Annotated in this window: 12 protein-coding genes; 6 read left to right on the top strand and 6 right to left on the bottom strand. The window is 60.6% G+C overall.

The window, feature by feature from the left end; genetic code table 11:
* Positions 1–63 precede the first annotated feature (63 nt).
* Genes EQV96_RS15390 through EQV96_RS15380 form a run of 3 tightly spaced genes read left to right on the top strand, consistent with a single transcriptional unit; the run spans position 64 to position 5,278 of the window.
* A complete protein-coding gene (locus EQV96_RS15390) occupies positions 64–1,155 on the top strand; it encodes an efflux RND transporter periplasmic adaptor subunit (RefSeq protein WP_095020494.1) in 1,092 nt (363 codons plus the stop codon).
* Positions 1,152–2,219, top strand: coding sequence for an efflux RND transporter periplasmic adaptor subunit (locus EQV96_RS15385; RefSeq protein ID WP_094999768.1), 1,068 nt, complete (start codon positions 1,152–1,154; stop codon positions 2,217–2,219). Before EQV96_RS15390 ends, EQV96_RS15385 begins: the two co-directional genes overlap by 4 nt.
* Entirely contained in the window at positions 2,216–5,278 is a 3,063-nt protein-coding gene (locus EQV96_RS15380; protein WP_095017844.1) for an efflux RND transporter permease subunit, read from the top strand. Before EQV96_RS15385 ends, EQV96_RS15380 begins: the two co-directional genes overlap by 4 nt.
* 230 nt (positions 5,279–5,508) lie before the next feature.
* Here the strand turns inward: EQV96_RS15380 and EQV96_RS15375 are convergent, their stop codons facing one another.
* The 6 genes from EQV96_RS15375 to cadR all read right to left on the bottom strand — a co-directional run bounded on the left by EQV96_RS15375 (position 5,509) and on the right by cadR (position 10,677).
* Positions 5,509–6,135: an ABC-type transport auxiliary lipoprotein family protein gene (locus tag EQV96_RS15375; protein WP_094999770.1), complete on the bottom strand. Its 627-nt coding sequence runs from the start codon at positions 6,133–6,135 to the stop codon at positions 5,509–5,511.
* Positions 6,132–7,070 carry an MlaD family protein gene (locus EQV96_RS15370; protein WP_094999771.1) on the bottom strand — a complete coding sequence of 313 codons (939 nt, stop codon included), beginning with the start codon at positions 7,068–7,070 and terminating at the stop codon, positions 6,132–6,134. Before EQV96_RS15370 ends, EQV96_RS15375 begins: the two co-directional genes overlap by 4 nt.
* Position 7,071: 1 nt before the next feature.
* Positions 7,072–7,863 carry an ATP-binding cassette domain-containing protein gene (locus EQV96_RS15365; RefSeq protein WP_153326752.1) on the bottom strand — a complete coding sequence of 264 codons (792 nt, stop codon included), beginning with the start codon at positions 7,861–7,863 and terminating at the stop codon, positions 7,072–7,074.
* An 8-nt stretch (positions 7,864–7,871) separates the two neighbouring features.
* Positions 7,872–9,002: an MlaE family lipid ABC transporter permease subunit gene (locus tag EQV96_RS15360; RefSeq protein WP_094999773.1), complete on the bottom strand. Its 1,131-nt coding sequence runs from the start codon at positions 9,000–9,002 to the stop codon at positions 7,872–7,874.
* Between the two features lie 79 nt (positions 9,003–9,081).
* Entirely contained in the window at positions 9,082–10,122 is a 1,041-nt protein-coding gene (locus EQV96_RS15355) for a DUF5924 family protein (RefSeq protein WP_094999774.1), read from the bottom strand.
* 105 nt (positions 10,123–10,227) lie between these two features.
* Positions 10,228–10,677: a Cd(II)/Pb(II)-responsive transcriptional regulator gene (gene cadR, locus EQV96_RS15350; RefSeq protein ID WP_240882170.1), complete on the bottom strand. Its 450-nt coding sequence runs from the start codon at positions 10,675–10,677 to the stop codon at positions 10,228–10,230.
* An 86-nt stretch (positions 10,678–10,763) separates the two neighbouring features.
* On the opposite strand from cadR, the gene EQV96_RS15345 reads away from it, so the two are divergent.
* The 3 genes from EQV96_RS15345 to EQV96_RS15335 all read left to right on the top strand — a co-directional run bounded on the left by EQV96_RS15345 (position 10,764) and on the right by EQV96_RS15335 (position 15,241).
* Complete coding sequence (locus EQV96_RS15345; protein ID WP_240882169.1) at positions 10,764–13,067, top strand: heavy metal translocating P-type ATPase; 2,304 nt, start codon at positions 10,764–10,766, stop codon at positions 13,065–13,067.
* Between the two features lie 16 nt (positions 13,068–13,083).
* A complete protein-coding gene (locus EQV96_RS15340; RefSeq protein WP_095017842.1) occupies positions 13,084–13,947 on the top strand; it encodes a LysR family transcriptional regulator in 864 nt (287 codons plus the stop codon).
* Positions 13,948–14,164: 217 nt separating this feature from the next.
* Positions 14,165–15,241, top strand: coding sequence for a putative 2-aminoethylphosphonate ABC transporter ATP-binding protein (locus EQV96_RS15335; RefSeq protein ID WP_095017841.1), 1,077 nt, complete (start codon positions 14,165–14,167; stop codon positions 15,239–15,241).
* The last annotated feature ends 1 nt before the right edge of the window (position 15,242 follow it).

The following is a 15,242-nucleotide window of genomic DNA, read 5'->3' as shown; positions in this document are numbered from 1 at the left end:
GAACACTGTTCTACGCTATCAACCGTATCCGCATGTTAAACGGCATCACGCAAAGGAGCTTGCATGGCTGGTCCACTGAACACGGGCATTTTGGGCTTGAGCCTGTTGGCGCTTCTCACCGCGTGCGGCAAGGAGGGCCCCAAAGAGCCTCTGTCCCCCCGGGTGTATGTGCAACAGGTGAGTACCCGTGAGTTCGCCCCACCGATCCAGCTCAGCGGTGATATTCAGGCCCGGGTCGAAACCCAGCTGTCATTCCGGGTGGGTGGCAAGATTATCGAGCGCAAGGTGGATGTAGGTGACCATATCCAGGCCCATCAGGTGCTGGCCCGTCTCGACCCCAAAGACCTGAAGATCCAGGTCGAGACCGCCCAGGCCAGCGTTAACGCGCAACAGGCGCAAGTGGTGCAAACCCGCGCGGCGTTTGTGCGTCAGCAAAAGCTGCTGCCAAAGGGCTACACCAGCCAAAGCGAATACGATGCTGCCAATGCCGCCCAACTGAGCGCCAAAAGTGCCCTCGCAGCGGCCCAGGCGCAATTGGCCAACGCCCGCGAACAACTGAGTTACAGCAACCTGGAGGCCGAGGCACCGGGCATCATCACCGCGCGCCAGGCCGAAGTCGGGCAGGTGGTACAGGCCACCATGCCGATTTTTACCCTGGCCCGCGATGGCGCACGGGATGCCGTATTCAACGTGTATGAATCGCTGTTTATCGAACCCCCCAAAGACCCCACGGTACAGGTCACGCTGCTGAGCGATCCGACAATCAAGGTCAACGGCCAGATCCGTGAAATCACTCCCACGGTTGCGGCACAAAGCGGCACGCTGCAGATCAAGGTGCAGCTCGACGCCTTGCCCAAGGGTATGGACCTGGGCTCGATTGTCAGTGTCAACCTGACCCCGCCGCCCAGCGCCAGCATTGAACTGCCATGGTCGGCCCTGACCAAGGACATCAGCGAGCCCGCCGTATGGATCGCCGACGAGCAAAGCAATGTACGCCTGCAACGGGTCAAGGTCGGGCGCTACCTGACCGGCAGCGTGATCGTCAGCGAAGGCCTCAAGGATGGAGAAAAAGTCGTGGTTGCAGGGGGGCAGTTGTTACACCCGGGCATGAAAGTTGAAATCGTTCCCGCACCGGCCGAAGGGGTGCAGTTATGAGGCGTTTATGGATGATGCCGCTGGCTGCTGCGATGCTGATGGGCTGCTCGGAGAAACAGCCGCCGGAACCCGTTCGCCCGGCGCTGTATGTGATTGCCCGGCCCGAGCTGGTCCAGGATCTGGGCCGCTTTGCTGGCAGTATCGAAGCTCGTTATGAAAGCACCCTGGGCTTTCGTGTTCCGGGGCGCATCGTGCGCCGTTATTACGATGTGGGTGCGGTGGTGAAACAGGGTGACATTCTGGCCAACCTCGACCCCACCGATCAGCAAAATCAGCTGCGTGCGGCCCAGGGTGATCTGGCCAAGGTACAGGCACAATTGATCAACGCCAGGGCCAATGCCCGTCGTCAGCAAGAGCTGTTCGACCGTGGTGTGGGCGCCCAGGCCCAACTGGACACCGCGCAAGCCGACCTCAAGACCACACAGGCTTCGATGCAGCAGGCGCAGGCTGCGGTCAATCAGGCTCAGGACCAGCTCAGCTACTGCAACCTGCGCGCCGACCATGATGCCGTGATTACCCAATGGCATGCCGAGGCCGGGCAAGTGGTGAGCATTGGCCAGGAAGTGGTCACACTGGCCCGCCCTGAAATCAAGGAGGCGGTCATCGACCTCCCGGGTCCGTTGGCCGAAGCACTGCCCAAAGGTATCGAATTCCTCGTCGCCGGCCAGCTCGACCCGACTATCAACACCCGCGCCCATGTCCGCGAAATCGCCCCGCAAGCCGACAGCGCCACCCGCACCCGGCGCACCCGCCTGACACTGGACCAGACGCCGGCGGCATTCCGTCTTGGCAGCTCGGTGAGCGTGACCGTCAGCAGCCCGACAGCCGAGCACTTCCAGCTGCCGCTCACTGCCCTGCAGGAAGTCGACGGCCACAGCCGCGTATGGATCATTGACAGCGCCACTCAAACCGTCAGCCCGCGTGACGTCAGCGTACTGCGCCGCGACGCCCGCAATGTGCTGTTGTCGGGTGGTATCAAAACCGGCGACAGGGTGGTCAGTGCAGGTGTGTACAGCCTCACCCCCGGGCAGAAAGTCAGACTCGATAAGGAAAGCTCGCAATGAATGGGAAGTTCAACCTGTCCGAGTGGGCTCTGAAGCATCAGTCATTTGTCTGGTATTTGATGTTTGTCGCGGTGGTCGCCGGGATTTTTTCATACATCAATCTGGGGCGCGCTGAAGACCCGTCCTTCGCCATCAAAACCATGGTCATCCAGTCCAAATGGCCCGGTGCTACGGTCGACGAAACCCGCCTGCAAATCACCGATCGCATCGAGAAAAAGCTTGAGGAGCTGGATTCTCTCGACTACGTGCAAAGTTACACCCGGCCCGGTGAGTCGACGGTGTTTGTGTTCCTCAAGGACACCACCAAAGCCGATGCCATCCCGCATATCTGGTATGAGGTGCGCAAAAAGATCGGCGACATTCGCGGCGACTTCCCCCAGGGCATTCAAGGCCCGGGGTTCGACGATGAGTTCGGTGATGTCTATGGCACCATTTTCGCCTTCACCGGCGACGGCTTCACCATGCGTCAGCTGCGCGACTATGTAGAGCAAGTGCGCACCGGCATTCGCGATGTACCCAATCGCGGCAAGGTGATGACCATCGGTGAACAGGACGAAACCTTCTACCTGGATTTCTCTACCCGCAAACTGGCAGCTTTGGGCCTCGACCAACAGCACATTCTGGAAAGCCTGCAAGAGCAGAACGCCGTCACTCCCGCCGGGGTAATCGAGGCCGGGCCGGAGCGCATGTCGGTACGCACCTCGGGGCAGTTCCACAGCGTTGAGGATCTGGCCGCCGTGAATCTGCGGGTCAACGACCGTTTTTACCGCCTGGCCGACATTGCCGAAATCACCCGTGGCTACGTCGACCCCGCGGCCCCCATGTTCCATTACAACGGCAAGCCGGCCATTGGTCTGGCAATCGCCATGATTGATGGTGGCAACATTCAGGAGTTCGGTAAGCAACTACAGCAGCGCATCGACGACCTGACCGCGCAGTTACCGGTAGGTGTTGGCGTGCATATGGTGTCCGATCAGGCGCAAGTGGTCGAGGAGGCTGTCAGCGGCTTCACCAGCGCCCTGTTTGAGGCGGTGGTGATTGTACTGGCGGTGAGTTTCATCAGCCTGGGCCTGCGCGCCGGTCTGGTGGTGGCGATCTCGATCCCGTTGGTGCTGGCGCTGGTGTTCGTGTTTATGGAATTTACCGGCATCGCCATGCAGCGCGTGTCGCTGGGTGCGCTGATCATCGCCCTGGGCCTGCTGGTGGACGATGCGATGATCACGGTGGAGATGATGATCACCCGGCTGGAACTTGGGGAAACCAAGGAGCAGGCGGCGACCTTTGCCTATCATTCCACGGCGTTCCCGATGCTCACCGGGACACTGGTGACCGTGGCAGGCTTTGTGCCCATCGGCCTTAACAACAGCTCGGCGGGGGAGTACACCTTCACCCTGTTCGCGGTGATTGCCGTGGCAATGCTGGTGTCGTGGGTGGTGGCCGTGCTGTTCGCGCCGGTGCTGGGCGTGCATATCCTCAGCGCCAAGGTCAAACCCAAGCCCGAGAAACCCGGGCGCCTGGCCCAGGCCTTCGACACCGCGCTGCTGTGGTGCATGCGTTATCGCTGGACGACCATTGGCGCGACAGTGCTGATGTTTGTACTGGCGGTGTTCGGCATGGGCCTGGTGCAGAACCAGTTTTTCCCGGCCTCTGACCGCCCCGAGATTCTGGTGGACCTGAACCTGCCGCAAAACGCCTCGATCCAGGAGACGCTCAAGGTCACCCAGCGTTTTGAAGAGTCGCTCAAGGGTGATGACGATATCGTGCGCTGGAGTTCTTATATCGGTGAGGGCGCGATCCGCTTCTACCTGCCGCTCGATCAGCAACTGCAAAACCCTTTCTATGCCCAGTTGGTGATTGTCAGCAAAGGCCTGGAAAGCCGTGATGCCCTGATCGAACGGCTCAACAAACGCTTGCGCGAGGACTTTGTGGGGGTGGGCAGCTTCGTGCACACCCTGGAACTGGGGCCGCCGGTGGGCCAGCCGCTGCAATATCGGGTCAGCGGGCCGAATATCGACCTGGTGCGCAAGTACTCGATCGACCTGGCCTCGGTGCTCGACGCCAACCCCAATGTCGGTGAAACCATCTTCAACTGGAACGAGCCCGGCAAGGTGCTGCGTATCGACATTGCCCAGGACAAGGCCCGCCAGTTCGGGCTGTCATCCGAAGACGTGGCCCATGTGATGAACAGCATCGTCAGCGGTGCCGCCGTCAGCCAGGTCAAGGACAACATTTACCTGATCAATATCGTCGGGCGGGCCAACAGCAACGAGCGCGGTACCCCGGAAACCCTGCTCAACCTGCAGATCACCACCCCCAGCGGCACCTCGATCCCGCTATTGGCCTTTGCCACGGTGCGCTACGAGCTGGAGCAGCCCCTGATCTGGAGCCGTGACCGGATCCCCACCCTGACCCTCAAGGCCTCGGTGCGCGGCTCGATGCAACCGACCGATCTGGTCAAGGTGCTCAAGCCCGAGGTCGACAAGTTCGCCACCAACCTGCCAGAAGGCTACAACGTGCAAACCGGCGGTACGGTAGAGCAGAGCGCCAAGGCCCAGGGCCCGATCGCCAAAGTCGTGCCGTTGATGCTGTTCTTGATGGCAACCTTCCTGATGATCCAGCTGCAAAGCGTGCACAAGATGTTCCTGGTGGTCAGTGTCGCGCCGCTGGGGCTGATCGGTGTGGTGCTGGCACTGGTGCCCACCGGCACGCCGATGGGCTTTGTGGCGATCCTGGGGATTCTGGCGCTGGTGGGCATCATCGTGCGTAACTCGGTGATCCTGGTGACCCAGATCGACCAGTACGAACGCGACGGCTTCGATCCGTGGCACGCGGTGATGCAAGCCACCCAGCATCGTCGTCGGCCGATTCTGCTGACCGCGGCAGCGGCCAGCCTGGGCATGATTCCGATTGCCCGGGACGTGTTCTGGGGGCCGATGGCCTACGCCATGATCGGCGGCATTCTATCGGCCACCTTGCTCACGCTGTTGTTTTTGCCAGCGCTGTATGTGGCTTCGTACAAGATCAAGGAGAACAAGAACCCGCCGCCAGAACATGCGTAACCCAGTGGGAGCGGGCTTGCTCGTGATTCGGACGACGTGGTCTGACAGACACACCGCGTCGATCCCATCGCGAGCAAGCCCGCTCCTACAGCAGGGTGATTAGTGTGAATTTACGAATGCCGGTATCAAGACAGCGGTCTTTAATTGAAGGGAGGTGTGAACTTAGTTTCAACCCTCTCCGCAGGGAGAGGGTTGGGGGGAGGGGCTTTGGGCTCTTGCTTCGGGCGTTTTTAACGCTGCGCCTGCCCCTGCTGCATCACCCACTGCACCACTTGTGGCATCAGCACATCACTGGCCTGGCCAAAACCTGCGACCACGCCTGGTACCATCGGGTTGCTCAGCGGCTGGCGCGTCTCAAAGCGTTTGGAAGCAATCACCCGCTGATCGCTGCTGCGTACCAGGCGGGCGTTGTACTGGATCAGCACTTCCGGGCTTTTGCCGTTGTAGTGGGTCTGAAACGCCAACAATTCGCCCCCCAGTTCGTAATCGGACTGCAAGTTGCTGTCATCGGTGCTCAAGCCCTGGATCCTGCCATCCTGCAAGAAGGCCTCAAGCAGACGGTTGCGCAACAGCACCGGGGCCGTATCGCTCCAGCGGGCACCTTTGTAGTTACTGATCAGGTTGCCCTCAGGCACCACCACGATGTTCTGGCTGTTCAACGCGCCAGTGGTCATCGGCTTTTCCAGACGCAATGACCACTTCACTGGCGTACTCTGGCTGACGGCCATGGGTGCTTGCGCCGCCGGCAGCCGATACACGTCGACTATCTCGGGTTTGGGCAAAATCGAGCAGGCGCTGAGCAGGCTCAGGCCAGTAGCAAGGGCGATGGAACCTGCCAGGCGATAGGTGCGCTTCATGGGGTGAATTCCTTGTTCTGCTCGCGGCCCAGCAAGTAACCGCTTGGATTGGATTCCAGGCGCCGTGAGATCGAGCGCAATGTGCCAAGGGTTTCGCGCAGTTCATTGACTGCAGGGCCGAGCTGATTCAGCCCCTGCAGGCCGCTGTTGAGCGAGTCCTCATTGTTGTTGATCAGTTTGTTGATCGTCGCCGTGCTCTGCTGCAGCGAGTTCATGGCCTGCTCGGCGCTGTTGAACATCTGTTTGCCTTCGGTGCTCAACAGGCCGTTGGCGTTGCGCATCAGCACGTTGGTTTGCTCAAGCGTGACGCTGGCCTGTTTACCGACCTGGGCCAGCTGTTTCAATGTTTGGCTGATATCGCCGCGCTGACCGGCAATGGCCGTAGTGGTTTGCTCAAGGTTGTCCAGGGTCTTGCTGACACGGTTGACGTTGTCTTCGGAGAACAACGCATTGGCGTTATGCAGCAGCATATTGACGTTGGCCATCACGTCAGAGCCGTCGGTGAGCAGGCGGGCAATGGGCGAGGGCGAAGCCACGATTTCCGGCAGCTTGCCGTCCTTGCCCTTGAGGGGCGGGCTGTTGGGGTCACCGCCACTGAGCTGGATGATCGAAGTCCCGGTCACGCCGGTCAGCGCCAGCTTGGCCTTGGTGTCGACCTTGACCGGGGTGTTGGCCGCCAGACGAATGCGCGCCAGTACCCGGCGCGGGTCCTTGTCGTCCAGGCGCAATTCGATCACGTCGCCGACCTTGATCCCGTTGTATTGCACCGAGCTGCCTTTGGACAGGCCGCTGACGGCTTCGTTGAACACCACTTCGTAATCCTTGAACGTGCTGTCCATGCTCGCCTTGGCCAGCCACAGGCCAAACAGCATGGCCCCGACGACAATCAGGACGCTGAACAGGCCGATCAATACATGATGGGCACGGGTTTCCATGTCATTGCTCCTTGAGGTGGGTTGCCGCTTCGTACGCGGCGCGGCCACGGGGGCCATGGAAATAGTCATGAATCCACGGGTCGTCGTAGTCTTCGACCTCAGTGATGGGTGCCGCCACCAGCACCCGTTTTTGCGACAGCACCGCCACCCGGTCAGTGATGGTGTACAGCGTGTCGAGATCGTGGGTGACCAGGAACACGCTTAACCCCAGCGCATCGCGCAGTGTCAGGATAAGTTGGTCAAAGGCCGCCGCGCCGATCGGATCCAGCCCAGCGGTGGGTTCGTCCAGAAACAGGATGTCCGGGTCCAGCGCCAGCGCCCGGGCCAGCGCTGCGCGCTTGACCATGCCACCGGACAGTGAAGACGGGTACTTGTCTGCTGCCGACAGGGGCAATCCCGACAGCGCCAGCTTGACGCACGCCAGGTGCTCGGCATCAGGCCGGCTCAGGCCGGCGTGCTCGATCAGGGGCAGGGCGATGTTCTCTTTTACCGTCAGTGAAGAAAACAGCGCGCCCATCTGAAACAGCACACCAAAGCGCCGCTCGATCATCGAGCGCGCCTGTTCATCAAGGCTCATCAAGTCCTGGCCAAACACCCGGACCTGCCCTTCAGTGGGCCGACGCAAACCGACAATACTGCGCAGCAGCACGGATTTGCCGGTGCCGGAGCCGCCGACCACGCCGAGAATCTCACCTTTGTACACATCTAGGTCGAGGTGTTCATGCACGGTCTGGCTACCAAAGCGGTTGCACAGGTCACGCACCTCGATCACGGTCTCGCCGGGTTTGCGCAGGGACGTACTCACCAGCCCATCTCCATAAAGAACAACGCGGCCACGGCGTCGAGGACGATCACGATAAAGATCGACTGGACCACGCTGGACGTGGTGTGGGCGCCCACCGACTCGGCGCTGCCGCTGACTTTAAAGCCTTCAAGGCAGCCCACCGCGGCAATCAGGAAGGCAAAGAACGGCGCTTTGACCATGCCCACCAAAAAGTGCTGCACGCCGATATCCGAGTGCAGCAGCGAAATAAACATGTCCGGCGAGATACCCAGGGACACCACGCAGACCACGGCACCGCCGAGGATGCCCGCCATCATGGCCATGAATGTCAGCAGCGGCAGGGAAATCAACAGCGCCAGCACCCGTGGCAACACCAGCAAGTCCATCGGATCGAGGCCCAGGGTGCGGATCGCGTCAATTTCTTCGTTGGCCTTCATCGAGCCGATTTGCGCGGTAAAGGCACTGGCCGTGCGCCCGGCCAGAAGGATGGCGGTGAGCAACACGCCAAATTCACGCAGGAAGGAAAACGCCACCAGGTCAACGGTAAAAATCCCCGCACCAAAGTTGGCCAGTACCGTGGCACCGAGAAACGCCACTACGGCGCCCACCATAAAGGTCAGCAACACCACGATCGGCGCGGCGTTAAGACCGATCTGCTCGATATGCGCCACCACCGGGGTAATGCGCCATTGTTTGGGTCGAAACAGGTTGCGCGCCAGGGTCTGCAGGATCAGGCCGATAAACCCCAGCAGTTGCAGGGAGTCTTGCCACAGCTTGTAGACCGCGCTGCCGATGCGGCTGAGCAAGAGGATGCCGACGTTCTGTTCCTGGGCTGCGACCGGCACGCAAAAATCGCGCATCGAGGAATAGACCGTTTGCAGCAAGGCGCGGTCGGCGGCGGGGAGTTTTTGGGCGGTGTCGGTCAACTGGCTGACGCGCTCTGCCCCCAGCAGCTCCACCAGCAGCGAAGCCCCGGCCGTATCGATGCTGGACACGTCGTCCAGGTTGATGGCGGTCTGGGCATCGTACTTGCCGACCAGCTGTTCGGTCTGCTGCTTGAGGCGTGTGTAATGGGCAAGCGTCCAGTCGCCGCTGATCAGCAGTCGCGCCGGATTACCGGAAGTGTCTAGTTGGGCATTGCCCGCCATGGCCGTAATAGTCTTAAGCTCCCAGCTCGGTACGTTTGAACGCAGACCTTATGTAATAGCACAATCCGGCAAAAGTGCTTCAGTTTGCCTTAACAACCGCAGGCGCAGATTGATCCAGGTTAACCCTGAAGCGCAAAACGCCGATCAGTTGCCCATCCTCGGTCAACACCCGGACTTGCCAGCGACCCACCGGGTCCGGCGGGAAATTCTGCTTGTGGGTCCAGGCGCGATAACCCTCTTTGCGCCCGCCATGAATATCCAGGGCGATGCGGTCGACCTCCTGGCCGTTGAGTTGCCACACATGGTAAATCCGCTCATTCAAACCCCGGGGCGCATTGATCGAGGTATAGGCGTACAGGCCACGACTGCGCAGCTCGCTGACGCTGATGTGCTTGATGCTCTCGCCCGGCGTGCGGTCCTGCAACTGGGTGGTGACGGCCACTTCGGTCATCCACAGCGTAGCTGGTGGCACCCAGGATCGCAGCAGCCAGCCGGTGCCGCCCAGGGCCAGGACTATCAAGGGCAATACCAGCCAGCCACGCCAGGTTTTCAGCGGCAGGCTCACGGCCAAGCTGGGAATTGACAGCAGCACGGCGGTGCCCAGCGCCAGTTTGTAGCTCTCGGAGGTGGTGAGGTTGAGGATGATCGGCAACGCCGTCAGCATGGCCGCGAACAGGGCCAGGGTGTGCAGGGCCAGAAACAGCCAGCGCCGGGGGGCCAGCCATTTGTAATACAACGGGTCAGTGATGGCGATCAGTGCGCACACGCCCAGAAGTCCGGTAAAGACCAGTTGGCCACTGTTCCAGGTGGTGGTGATAAAGAAAAATGGCAGGACGAAAAAAAAACTTTCCTGGTGGATCATCTGGGTGGCATAGCGCAGCAGCGGTTCAGGTATTTCGCGCTTGAACACCCGGCTGAACAGCCGGGTGAAGGTGTTTTCCAGCATCAACCAGACCCAGCTCACCAGCAGGATCACCGCAATCCAGCGGGCCATGCCTTGCTGGCGGTCCACCAGAATGAAACTGCCCACCCCCGAGCAAAAGCCAAACGCCGCGATCAGCCCTGGATAGCGCTTCATCAACTCAAGGATGCGCTGTAGGTAGTGGTTCCAGTCTGGCATTTGGCAGTTCACATTCTGTAAGGGGAAAACCTGGACAGAATAGCGTTTTAGGCGCTCCGCGTCCGGCACGATTGAAGGGCCAAGGCCTGCATCGGCGCCCTGCAATCAATGCCCGTGGCTTCTGCCCACATGGCTGGGCTCGCCTTCCGGCGGGCTGACCGAGCCGCTGACTTCCAGCTGCTGCAAAATCCCGCAATGCTCCCCGTCAGGCCCCTCGCCACACTTTTGCCGCAGGTCGAGCAATTGCGCCTGCAGGGCCAGCAAACTGTCGACCCGCGCCTTGACGTGATGAATATGTTCGTCGATCAGCGCATTCACGCTTTCGCACTGGTCCTGGGGGCTGTCACGCAGGTTGAGCAGGCTGCGGATTTCTTCCAGGGTCATGTCCAGGCTGCGGCAATTGCGGATAAACGTCAGCCGCTCAACATGGACCTGGGTGTACAAACGGTAGTTGCCTTCACTGCGCGCAGGCTCTGGCAGCAGCCCTTCGCGTTCGTAATAACGGATGGTTTCGACCTGACAGTCGGTCAATTTCGCCAGTTCGCCAATTTTCATCAAGCAGATCTCCAAAAGGATGCTTGACCCTATAGTGGCTACAGGGTCTTTACTTGGCAACAGGCACCTTTCCCGGACGCAATCTGATGAGCGATTCCATTCACGCACCGAACAAGCATGATCACGATCACGATCACGATCACGATCACGATCACGATCACGATCACGATCACGATCACGATCACGATCACGAACATGGGCATGGCGACACGCACGCTCACGCCCATAGCTGCTGCCCTGGCGCAGCGGGGCCGAGCGTCGTCAAGCTGGCCGCCGCGGCCACTGCGGGCGCGCGCCTGAGCAGCTTTCGCATTGAAGCGATGGACTGCCCCACCGAGCAGACCCTGATCCAGAACAAGCTGGGCAAGCTGGCGGGTGTGCAGCAACTGGAATTCAACCTCATCAACCGGGTATTGGGCGTGACCCACGACCTGCCGTCCGTCGGGCCGATTGTCGACGCAATCAAATCCCTCGGCATGCACGCAGAGCCCATCGATTCCGGTGCGGATGCGGCCCCGCCTGCACTGCCTGCGAAAAAACACTGGTGGCCTCTGGCCGTGGCCGGTGCGGGCGCGTTGGCGGCTGAAGTGCTGCACTTTACCGATGCTGCACCCACCTGGGTGATTGCGCTGGTGGCGCTGGTGTCGATCCTCAGCGGCGGCCTGACCACCTATAAAAAGGGCTGGATCGCCCTGAAAAACCTCAACCTGAACATCAATGCACTGATGAGCATCGCCGTGACGGGGGCCGTGTTGATCGGCCAATGGCCGGAAGCGGCGATGGTGATGTTCCTGTTTACCGTGGCCGAACTGATCGAAGCCAAATCCCTCGATCGTGCGCGCAATGCCATCAGTGGCTTGATGCAAATGGCGCCGGACAAGGCCACCGTGCAGCAGGCGGATGGCAGCTGGATTGAGCTTGAGGTCAAAGACATCGCCCTGGGCAGCCTGGTCAGGGTACGGCCGGGCGAGCGTATCGGCCTGGACGGTGAAGTGGTAGCGGGCAACTCCACAGTCGATCAGGCGCCGATCACCGGTGAAAGCCTGCCCATCGAGAAAGCGCTGGGCGACAAAGTCTTCGCGGGCACCATCAACCAGTCCGGCGCCCTGGAATACCGGGTGACGGCAGCGGCCAACAACTCGACCCTGGCGCGGATCATTCACGCTGTAGAGCAGGCCCAGGGCGCCCGGGCACCGACCCAGCGTTTCGTCGACAGCTTCGCGAAAATCTATACCCCGCTGGTGTTTGCCTTTGCCCTGGCAGTGGCGGTGATCCCGCCGTTGTTTATGGGCGGCGTATGGTTTGACTGGATCTACCGTGCGCTGGTGTTACTGGTGGTGGCGTGCCCTTGTGCGCTGGTGATTTCGACGCCGGTAACCATCGTCAGCGGCCTGGCGGCTGCGGCCCGCAAGGGGATTTTGGTCAAGGGCGGGGTGTACCTGGAAGGCGGCCACAAGCTCGACTTCCTGGCCCTGGACAAGACCGGCACCATCACCCACGGCAAACCGGTGCAAACCGATTACCTGCCCCTTGATCCGCTGGTCACTGACAGCGCGGTGCTGTTGGCCGCCAGCCTTGCAAGCCGTTCCGATCATCCGGTGTCGCTGGCTGTGGCTAATGCTGCTGTGGATAAGAATCTGCCTTTGAGTGCTGTGGATAACTTCACCGCGCTGGCGGGACGCGGAGTGCGTGGCGAAATCGACGGCAAGCTCTACCACCTGGGCAATCACCGCCTGGTTGAAGAATTGGGCCTGTGCTCTCCTGAACTCGAGACAGAGCTGTTTGCGCTGGAAGAACAGGGCAAAACCGTGATCTTGCTGTGCGACAGCGCAGGCCCGCTGGCGCTGTTCGCCGTGGCAGACACAGTCAAGCAAACCAGCCGTGAAGCGATCCGCGAGTTGCATGAGTTGGGCATCAAGACCCTGATGCTGACCGGCGATAATCCTCACACGGCCAACGCCATTGCCGCCCAGGTCGGTATCGACGAAGCCCAGGGCAACCTGCTCCCGGAAGACAAGCTCAAGGCGATCGAAGCGCTGTATGCCAAGGGCCATCATGTAGGCATGGTGGGCGACGGCATTAATGACGCTCCGGCCCTGGCCCGTGCCGAGATCGGTTTTGCCATGGCCGCGGCAGGTACGGATACCGCGATCGAGACCGCCGATGTTGCCCTGATGGACGACGATCTGCGCAAGATACCGGCTTTTATTCGCCTGTCACGGCAGACCTCCAGCATCCTGAAACAGAACATTGCCTTGGCATTGGTCATCAAGGCGATCTTTCTTGCGGTAACCTTCCTCGGTTTGGCCACCATGTGGATGGCCGTGTTTGCCGACATGGGCGTCAGCCTGTTGGTGGTGTTCAACGGTTTGCGCCTGTTGCGCAAATAGATCAAGAGGGGCTGTTGTGCTGAGTGCCGAGCTGAAAGCGTTTTACCGGGTGGCCCAACTGGGCAGCATTACTCAGGCCGCCAAAAAGCTCGGGCTGAGCCAGCCGACTGTGACCACGCAAATCCGCAATCTCGAAAGCCAGTACGGTGTAGAGCTGTTTTACCGTGGCGGCCGGCGCCTGACCCTCAGCGATGACGGCGTACGCCTGCTGCCGATGGTCAAGGCGTTGCTGCAGCAAGAAGCCGATATCGAATTCTTTTTGCGCAACAGCGGCCAGGGCACCGGCATGCTGCGCATTGCCGCGACCGCGCCGTATTACATCCTGGATCTGGTTAAAGCCTTTCGCGAACGCTTGCCGCAGATCGAGGTGGCGGTGGATATCGGCAACTCCCAGCAGGTGCTGGAGGCACTGGACGAATACCGGGTCGATATCGCGGCTTCCTCACAACTGGTGGAAGACCCGCGCCTGATCCGCCGCGTCCTGGGTGCCGATCCGCTGGTGCTGGCGGTGCATCGCAATCACCCATTGGCCAAGCTAGAGCATGTACCGCTCAGTGCGCTGGCCGGGCATTGCTTGTTGATGCGTGAGCAAGGTTCGACTACGCGCCAGTTGACCGAAGACCTGCTGGCCAATGCCGGGGTGAGTTTTGGTCCGCTGCTGGAAATTGGCAGCCGGGAGTCGATCCGCGAAGCGGTGCTGCGCAATATCGGCATCAGCATCATCGCTCGCCAGGAAGTACCTCATGACCCGCAGTTACGGGTACTGACCCTTGAGAATGCGCCAGTGATCCATGAGTACCTGTACTGCCTCAAAGAGCGAAAAGCCGCGCGCTTGCCGGCGGCGTTTCTGGGGCTGGCGCAGGAAATGGCCCCGGCCTGACCACAACCACTGTGGGAGCGGGCTTGCTCGCGATGCAGACGATGCGGTGTGTCAGGCAAAACGCGGTAAGGCCATCGCGAGCAAGCCCGCTCCCACAATGACCCTGCACCCATACCCAAATCCACCAATACCACTATCGGCTGCTTTGGCCTTGCTGCCACATCTTGTACGCATTGCATCTCTAGGATGGCCCTTATCTGCTTGATGAGGTGCATCCATGAACAGCTCGAACACAACCGCTTTTACCCAGCCCGGCGTGCCGATGAAGGTGCGCAATGTGAGCAAGCGCTTTGGCGCCTTTACCGCGCTGGATAACGTCTCGCTGGAGGTGGCTGCAGGCGAGCTGGTGTGTCTGCTCGGCCCGTCCGGTTGCGGCAAGACCACGCTGTTGCGTTGTATCGCAGGCCTGGAGCATCAGGACAAGGGCGCACTGTACCTGGGTGATCGCGATGTCTCCGAGCTGGCGCCGCAGGCCCGTGATTACGGGATTCTGTTTCAGTCCTATGCTTTGTTCCCAAATCTGACTGTTGAGGCCAACATTGCCTACGGCCTGGCTGGCAGCAATCGTGAGGTGGTGCGCAAGCGCGTCGGCGACATGCTGGAGTTGGTGGGCCTGACCGGCAGCGAAAAGAAATTCCCGGGTCAGCTTTCCGGTGGCCAGCAGCAGCGGGTCGCCCTGGCCCGTGCCCTGGCGCCATCGCCGTCTCTGCTATTGCTCGACGAGCCAATGTCGGCCCTGGATGCCCGCGTCCGTGAGCATTTATGTACCGAACTGCGCCAATTGCAGCGCAGCCTGGGCATCACCACGCTGATGGTCACCCACAATCAGGACGAAGCCATGCTGATGGCCGACCGTATTGCTGTGATGAACAACGGCAAGGTCGAGCAGTACGCCACCCCGCAAGAAATCTACGACAAGCCGGCCACGCCGTTTGTCGCCGAATTTGTGGGGCAGGGCAACTGGCTACCGTTTTTGCGCAACAGTGCCACCCACGCTCAGGTCGGCGGCATGAACATGCGCCTGGCAGATGACGCTGGCCGCGCCGCCTCGGGGCGTTTGTTCTGCCGTCCCGAAGCCATCAGCGTCAATCCGGTACTGCATCAGGAAAACCTGTTCCCGGCCCGGGTTCGGGAAATTACCTTTCTTGGCAATCGCTGCCGCATGAGCTTCGAACTCAACCACCTGCCGGGTCATGCCCTGACGGCCGAAGTCGGCAGTCAGGACCTGCCGCGCCTCGGCACACCGGATATTTTTGTCGCCCTGCCACCCGGCAGCCTGCAGGTGTTTGCCTGAC

This window comes from Pseudomonas sp. TMW22080, assembly GCF_022496745.1.
In the GTDB taxonomy this organism is placed as follows: domain Bacteria; phylum Pseudomonadota; class Gammaproteobacteria; order Pseudomonadales; family Pseudomonadaceae; genus Aquipseudomonas; species Aquipseudomonas bubulae.
Note: the sequence above shows the minus strand (reverse complement) of the source record. Positions and strands in the feature narration are given on the sequence as shown.

Excerpts from the sequence above, each read along its gene's own strand:
- EQV96_RS15390 (WP_095020494.1), top strand. The coding sequence starts at position 64 with ATGGCTGGTCCACTGAACACGGGCATTTTGGGCTTGAGCCTGTTGGCG.
- EQV96_RS15385 (WP_094999768.1), top strand. The coding sequence starts at position 1,152 with ATGAGGCGTTTATGGATGATGCCGCTGGCTGCTGCGATGCTGATGGGC.
- EQV96_RS15380 (WP_095017844.1), top strand. The coding sequence starts at position 2,216 with ATGAATGGGAAGTTCAACCTGTCCGAGTGGGCTCTGAAGCATCAGTCA.
- EQV96_RS15375 (WP_094999770.1), bottom strand. The coding sequence starts at position 6,135 with ATGAAGCGCACCTATCGCCTGGCAGGTTCCATCGCCCTTGCTACTGGC.
- EQV96_RS15370 (WP_094999771.1), bottom strand. The coding sequence starts at position 7,070 with ATGGAAACCCGTGCCCATCATGTATTGATCGGCCTGTTCAGCGTCCTG.
- EQV96_RS15360 (WP_094999773.1), bottom strand. The coding sequence starts at position 9,002 with ATGGCGGGCAATGCCCAACTAGACACTTCCGGTAATCCGGCGCGACTG.
- EQV96_RS15355 (WP_094999774.1), bottom strand. The coding sequence starts at position 10,122 with ATGCCAGACTGGAACCACTACCTACAGCGCATCCTTGAGTTGATGAAG.
- cadR (WP_240882170.1), bottom strand. The coding sequence starts at position 10,677 with ATGAAAATTGGCGAACTGGCGAAATTGACCGACTGTCAGGTCGAAACC.
- EQV96_RS15345 (WP_240882169.1), top strand. The coding sequence starts at position 10,764 with ATGAGCGATTCCATTCACGCACCGAACAAGCATGATCACGATCACGAT.
- EQV96_RS15335 (WP_095017841.1), top strand. The coding sequence starts at position 14,165 with ATGAACAGCTCGAACACAACCGCTTTTACCCAGCCCGGCGTGCCGATG.